The organism is Pseudomonas sp. ITEM 17296 (assembly GCF_028895205.1).
Lineage (GTDB): Bacteria > Pseudomonadota > Gammaproteobacteria > Pseudomonadales > Pseudomonadaceae > Aquipseudomonas > Aquipseudomonas kermanshahensis.
This window is the reverse complement of record NZ_WJRS01000018.1, coordinates 118,165-124,164: the sequence shown is the minus strand read 5'-3', so window position 1 is coordinate 124,164 and position 6,000 is coordinate 118,165. Positions and strand designations below refer to the sequence as shown.

Here is a 6,000-nt window from a genome sequence, read left to right as displayed (position 1 = left end):
GCTGCGAAGAGGCCGGTGAAAGTACCGGCGCTGTGTGCCGTTTGCACTGGCCTCTTCGCAGCACAAGGCTGCTCCTACAGCTGCGAAGAGGCCGGTGAAAGTATGCGCGATGTGTGCCGTTTGCGCTGGCCTCTTCGCAGCACAAGGCTGCTCCTACAGGGAGGGGATTGGGCGTTAAGGGGTTTCGAGGTTATGGAACACCACTTCCAGCATCCGGTTCAGCCGCTGCACCTGCGCTTCGGTCAGCCCCTTGAAACTGCGCTGGAACAGTTCCCGCGTCACGTCCTGCATGCGCTCGATGTTCTGCAGGCCGACTTCGGTGATCCGCACCTGGGTCACGCGCCCATCCTCCGGGCTTGGCGCGGTATCGACCAGGCCGTCGTCCTTCATGCGGTAGACGATCTTGGTGATGGTCGACAGCTTGGCGATGGCGTGGGTGGAGATCTCGGAAATGCTCGATTCACCGTTCTCGTTGAGGATCCACAGCACGCGCCAGCGCGGCACGTCGAGGTCGATCTTCTTGAGCAGACGTTCCATGTTCTGGGTGTAGCGGCCATGCACGCGCGCCAGCCAGTAGAAGGGGAAATCTTCCTTGCGAAATTCATCGCTGGCCGGGTCGTGGTGGCTGTGGCCTGTGTTTTTCGAGTTGCTCATCGATTCACTACTTGTGCGGAAATAGTCGCGACATCATAGACGTTTCCGCGCATTTGGCTACCGTAAAGCGGGCGCATAATACTGGAATGTTCAGTTGACATTTCAAGTAATCGGCACGCATTTTATCGGCTGGGCCAAGGCCCGGCATCCATTCTTGAAGAGGGCTGCACAACAATGACAATCATAGTAGAAACCCTTGATCTGGGCGGCACCGGCCCCCGGGTCGTGGTCAAGGACACCATCGATGTCGCCGGTACTGCGACCCGCGCCAGCAGCCAGGCGTTAGAGGATGCGCCGTTGGCCGAGCGGCATGCCGACGTGGTCAGCCAGTTGCTGGCGGCCGGTGCCCGGCTGACCGGCAAGGTGAGCCTGCACGAACTGGCGTTCGGCACGACCGGCATCAACCGCTATACCGGCACGGCCGCCAACCCGCGCTTTCCGGGGCGCATACCCGGTGGCTCGTCCAGCGGCTCGGCTGCTGCGGTGGCCGCTGGCCTGGCGGATTTCAGCCTGGGCACCGACACCGGTGGCTCGGTGCGTGTCCCGGCCTGTTGCTGTGGCGTGTTCGGCCTCAAGCCGACGTTTGGCCGGGTAAGCCGTAAAGGCGTGATGCCGGCCCGCACCAGCCTCGACTGCGTTGGCCCGTTCGCCGCGAGCCTGCCGATGCTGGTACGCGCCATGAGCATGATCGACCCCAGTTTCGTCCCCGCCCAGGTACCGGCCAGGGCGCGCATCGGCGTATTGCGGGTGACCGCCGAGGCCGCCATCCACAAAGTGGTGCACGGGGCCCTGAGCGCCAGTGGCTTGCCGTTGGGCAATGTCGAACTCAAACACTTTGGCGCCGCCTATGACGCCGGCATGGTCGTGATCAACCGCGAGACGTTCGAAGGCTGTGGCCACCTTCTGCAAACCGGCAAGGTCGGCAGCGATATCGCCGGGCGCCTGGCGGCAGCGGGGCAGACCACCGACACGGCGCTGGCCGAGGCGGAGGAGGTGCGTCGACGCTTTACTGAAGAAGTCGACCAGGCCCTGGCCAACTTCGATGTCCTGGCCCTGCCGACCATGCCGGACTTCCCGCTGCGCCTGGAGGACGCCGCCGATACCCGCGCGGTGCTGGGCATGACCTCGCTGGTGCGGCCGTTCAACCTGTCGGGGCACCCGGCATTGAGCATTCCGCTGGGCAGCGAGGCCGGTTTGCCGGTTGGCCTGCAACTGGTGGCGGCCAAAGGCGCCGACGAGAAATTGCTGGCAGTGGCCGAGCGCTTGCTGCTGAACCTGTACGCCGGCAACGATCATTGAGGCCACGATTGCGATGACCGATATCCTCGAACTCCAGGCTCGCCTGCGCAGCTTTGAACACCAGCAGGCCATCCGCGTCTGCATCAACCGCTACATGGCGTTGTGCGACCAACTGGACGCGCAATCCCCGCTCGATGAACTGGCGCAGCTGTTTTGCCGTGACGCGGTGTGGGAGGGCAAGGGCGCCAAGTACGCCGAGAGCTTTGGCGGCTACCGCGGGCGCGAAGCGATCCGGGCGATGTTCGCCACCTACATGAAGACCCCGGCGCACTTCGCCTTGAATGTGCACTTTCTGACCAGTGAGGTTATCGAGGTGGCCGGTGAGGAAGGAGTGGGGCGCTGGGTGATGTTGCAGACCAGTACCTTTGCCGACGGCGCCTCGCACCTCAATGCTGCCCGGCTGACCGTGCGCTTTGCGCTGGAAGAGGGCCAGTGGCGCATGGCGCATTTCCAGACCGAGAACCTGTTCAGCCGACCAGTGACGGCGTGGAACAGTGACGCGCCGTTGCCGGTGCCAGAACGGTAGTCACGCATGCTGGGGCTGCAAAGCAGCCCCAGATCTTCAGCTCAGAAGGTACTGACGAACACCACCTGGCCATACAGGTTGTCGTGGTTGTTGCCCAACTGCGTCCCCCCTTGCTCCACGCTACGATCCGGCTGATACAACCCCACCAGCGGCACGATCATCAGGTGATCATTGAGGGTCCACTCGGCATAGATATCCAGCTCGCGTCCGTCCACATTGCCCAGGCTGCGATCGATGGTGTCGAAATGAAACCCCATCACGCCAAGGTTCAACGTCGGCGTCGGGCTGACCGTCAGGCCGACCTTCTGCACCCGCGCATTGCTGTTGAACGGCCCGGCATAGTTACCGGCCACCTCACCCTGGAACCAGGTACCCAACCCGCGCCCGAGGCCATAGAACAGCGTGTCGTACTGCTCGGAAAAGCGGCTGTAGCGGTAGCTCAGGTTCGGTTGCCAGGGCAGGTCGGCGAAGGTCCAGCCGGCTTCCAGGTACCAGGCGTCCTCGGTGGCGGTATGGGGTTTGTCCTGTTTAGCGTATTCCCCGGACAGAAACAGGTTTTCTACCCCGGCATTGCCCTGGCCACGCAGGCTGTAAGTCTTCATGCCATCGCGTTCCATTTGCAGCGGGGAGGCGTACTGCTCGTCGACATGGGTAGTGCCGATATAGGTCAGGCCGACGGTGCCGGCGTCCGCCACGTGCTCAAGGGTGGCCACGTGCAGTTCGGTGTTGGCCTGGGCGCGGTTGTCTGACTGCAGCCACATCAGGTCGCCGCGCCAACCACTGCTGCCGCCCAGGCGCAGCACGGCGGTCTTGTCGAAGCTCTTGCGAGCGGCGAGGTAGTACGCACCGCCCCGGTTGAACTGACCATCGGCAAGGCCATGGCCGACGTTCAGCGAGTCACCCTGAAGCAGAAAGCCATCGCCCACGGCGACCATCTGCTTGCCGAATGACAGGTCGATACCGTCCTCGCCCAGGATCGGCACCAGGTTGCCGGACTTCCAGCCCACGTAGGCATCCTCGATCTTGCTGGTGCGTTCGCTGCCATCGCTGAAGCCGGCAGCATCACCGTCGCCCCAGGTCGCTGAGCTGAGCATGGCGAAGGCGCCGTACAGCGAACCGACGCTGCCCAGGGCCTGGTCGGCGCTCAAGCCATACTTGATATAGCCTTCCCGCCACGACGTGGAGCCGGGTTGGTCGCGGGCGATGGCGTAGCTGCGTTCGCTGTGGAATGCACCGAACACGGCTTCCACATTGGCGTTCAGATGGCGTTCGGCATCGCTGTACAGCTCGTGCGCGGACGCACTCAGCGAAGCCCCGGCCAGGAGTGCGGCCAAGGTTAGGCGGAACGGGCGGTGGTGCATGGTCTGGCTTCCTTTGTCATGGTTTTGGCAGAAGTTCCGAAGACGTGCCAATGATCATGAAGCAAGCCCAGCCCTGGGCTTTTGCCCTGGCTGCCAGTTGACTTTGGCGGTGTGCCAAGCTGATGGGGCGGGCGTTGAAAACGCAGAAGGCCCCATTGCGGGGCCTTCGTGGGCAAACGTGGTTACTTGAGGCCGGCGAGGAAACACGTCACCGACTGGCGTTCGCCCGCGTCCGGCAACCCTGCATAAGGCATGTAGGTGCCGGGTACTGCCGCCTGTGGCTGGGCAATGAAGGCGCCGATGCTTTGTGCCGTCCAGGCCGCCTGGCGGGTTTTCATGGCCTGAGAGTAATTGGCCCCTGGCACGGTACCGGGGGTACGGCCCACCACGTCGTGCAGGTTGGGGCCCATCATCACTGGGCCATCCTTTTGCGCCGAATGGCACGCGGCGCAGTCACGCGCGAACACCTGTTCGCCCTGTTGGCGCTGCGGGGCCGCGCAGTCTTCGGCCAGGGCCAGCGGGCTGGCCAGCGCGGCGAGCAGGAAGGGCATTACGAACTTGCTGGATACGACGGTCGACATCACGCACGGTTCCTGGGTAGGGCAGCGCGGGGCTGCTTCTTGTTGGTGTTCTGCTTGATTGTGTGCGAGTACAGGCGGGCGGGTTTTGTTGTGCCTGCCAGGGTGTTTGCTGGGCTTGTCAGTTGGCGTGACGCTTGCGGTACTCGCCTGGGGTCATGCCAAACCGGCCTTTGAATGCGGTGCTGAAGTAACTCGAATCGGAAAACCCCCAGGCATACCCCAGCGACGACACCTTCTGATCCATCGACGGGTTGCGCAGGCTTTCGGCGCAGAAGTCGAGGCGGCGGTTGCGGATGTACTGGGCGATGACCAGGTCGTGTTTGGCGAAGATGCGGTACAGGCTGCGCATGGAGATGCCCACTTCGCGGGCAATGAACTCAGGTGTCAGGCTTTCGCAGGTGATGCGCTGGTCAATCAGTGCCAGGGCCTTGCGGAACATCCGCTCGTGGCTGCCGGGCACCGAGTCCTGGGTGATGGCGGGGCGCAGCAAGGCGATCAGCGCCTCCAGTACGGCCTGGCTTTCGTTGTTGGCCATGTGCTGGGTGCGGCCGGCTTCGAGCATCATCTGGCGGGCCATGCTGGCCAATGGGGTTTGCGCTTCGATGCGTTTGGCGCAGGCCACGCTGACGCCGCGGGTGCCGCTTTCGACCTGAGTGCGCGGCAAAATCAGCGACAACTGGCGCGAGCGCTGGTGGAAGTGCATGTCCAGCGGGGCACTGGCGTCGATCAGGGTCAGGTCGCCGGGCCGCAGCTCTATGCGTGCATCCTGGTGCTCGATATGCGAGGTGCCGGCCATCTGCAAGACGGCATAGTAGTTGTCGGCACCGCTGGCGCGTATTTCCCGCGGGCCGCGGAACAGGTTGACGTGGGTCATGTCGACGATGCTCATGGAAATATGGCCTACCTGGCACTTTTCGAGCTGGCCGACGAAGCCTGCGTCGAGCTTGCGGGCGTTGAAGTGGCCGCAGGCATCGTTGACCTGGCTGAGCCAGGCCTGGAAGTGATCGTCGGTAACACGGGTTGCTGGTGTCATGGGGGCCTCGCGCGGTAAGACGTGGAACGGTTCGCTTGGGCGAACTCTTGGATGGGTGCCTTAAAGCATTACAATTCACTTGAATTTTCAAGCAAAAAACGGGCCTGATATGTGGGGGTGTAGTAGGGGGGATTGGCTAGTGAATTGTTTTAATTGGGATTAATTTTATTTTTGATGAGGGTGTTGGCAGTGGTAGTGGTGTGATTAGTGCGCTGGAATGCGCTGCGATGTAGCCAATTGATACAGGTTTGTTTCCAGATGTTGCACTTTGGCAGGTTGGGGGAGGGCGACGAGGTGCCTGCCTCAGGTTGTGCGGTGGGGCTTAGATCGAGCGCCGCCCGCGCGGCGCTTCGCGGGGCAAGCCCGCTCCCACATCTGTTTCGGGCCAGTCATTCCTGTTCCATGGGCGCGCGGCCCCTTAGCGCCCACCTCAATATCGAGGTGGACCAACAAGGCGGTCGCGCGCAAATATCACAGGCTGCACTGGCCCGAAACAGATGTGGGAGCGGGCTTGCCCCGCGAAGCGCCGCGCGGGCGGCGCTCGAT

6 protein-coding genes are annotated in these 6,000 nt (G+C 62.9%); 2 read left to right on the top strand and 4 right to left on the bottom strand.

Features of this window, described 5'->3' with window-relative positions; all coding sequences use genetic code 11:
- Window positions 1–174: 174 nt before the first annotated feature.
- Window positions 175–654: a MarR family winged helix-turn-helix transcriptional regulator gene (locus GIB19_RS19405; protein ID WP_027595332.1), complete on the bottom strand. Its 480-nt coding sequence runs from the start codon at window positions 652–654 to the stop codon at window positions 175–177.
- Between the two features lie 174 nt (window positions 655–828).
- Between GIB19_RS19405 and GIB19_RS19400 the strand changes: the two genes are divergently transcribed.
- Together GIB19_RS19400 and GIB19_RS19395 are read left to right on the top strand one after the other, a co-directional pair.
- Window positions 829–1,953, top strand: a complete 1,125-nt coding sequence (locus GIB19_RS19400; RefSeq protein WP_099453750.1) for an amidase — start codon at window positions 829–831, stop codon at window positions 1,951–1,953.
- 13 nt (window positions 1,954–1,966) lie between these two features.
- Window positions 1,967–2,479 carry a nuclear transport factor 2 family protein gene (locus GIB19_RS19395; RefSeq protein ID WP_274887692.1) on the top strand — a complete coding sequence of 171 codons (513 nt, stop codon included), beginning with the start codon at window positions 1,967–1,969 and terminating at the stop codon, window positions 2,477–2,479.
- 41 nt (window positions 2,480–2,520) lie between these two features.
- Here GIB19_RS19395 and GIB19_RS19390 read toward each other — a convergent pair whose 3' ends face one another.
- The 3 genes from GIB19_RS19390 to feaR form a co-directional block, all read right to left on the bottom strand.
- Window positions 2,521–3,840: a hypothetical protein gene (locus tag GIB19_RS19390; protein ID WP_274887691.1), complete on the bottom strand. Its 1,320-nt coding sequence runs from the start codon at window positions 3,838–3,840 to the stop codon at window positions 2,521–2,523.
- Between the two features lie 182 nt (window positions 3,841–4,022).
- On the bottom strand, window positions 4,023–4,421 hold the full coding sequence (locus GIB19_RS19385) for a c-type cytochrome (RefSeq protein WP_027595336.1): 399 nt from the start codon (window positions 4,419–4,421) through the stop codon (window positions 4,023–4,025).
- Between the two features lie 118 nt (window positions 4,422–4,539).
- Window positions 4,540–5,454, bottom strand: coding sequence for a transcriptional regulator FeaR (gene feaR, locus GIB19_RS19380; protein ID WP_274887690.1), 915 nt, complete (start codon window positions 5,452–5,454; stop codon window positions 4,540–4,542).
- Window positions 5,455–6,000: the final 546 nt, after the last annotated feature.

Coding starts and splice junctions, on each gene's coding strand:
- GIB19_RS19405 (WP_027595332.1), bottom strand. CDS start 654: ATGAGCAACTCGAAAAACACAGGCCACAGCCACCACGACCCGGCCAGC.
- GIB19_RS19400 (WP_099453750.1), top strand. CDS start 829: ATGACAATCATAGTAGAAACCCTTGATCTGGGCGGCACCGGCCCCCGG.
- GIB19_RS19395 (WP_274887692.1), top strand. CDS start 1,967: ATGACCGATATCCTCGAACTCCAGGCTCGCCTGCGCAGCTTTGAACAC.
- GIB19_RS19390 (WP_274887691.1), bottom strand. CDS start 3,840: ATGCACCACCGCCCGTTCCGCCTAACCTTGGCCGCACTCCTGGCCGGG.
- GIB19_RS19385 (WP_027595336.1), bottom strand. CDS start 4,421: ATGTCGACCGTCGTATCCAGCAAGTTCGTAATGCCCTTCCTGCTCGCC.
- feaR (WP_274887690.1), bottom strand. CDS start 5,454: ATGACACCAGCAACCCGTGTTACCGACGATCACTTCCAGGCCTGGCTC.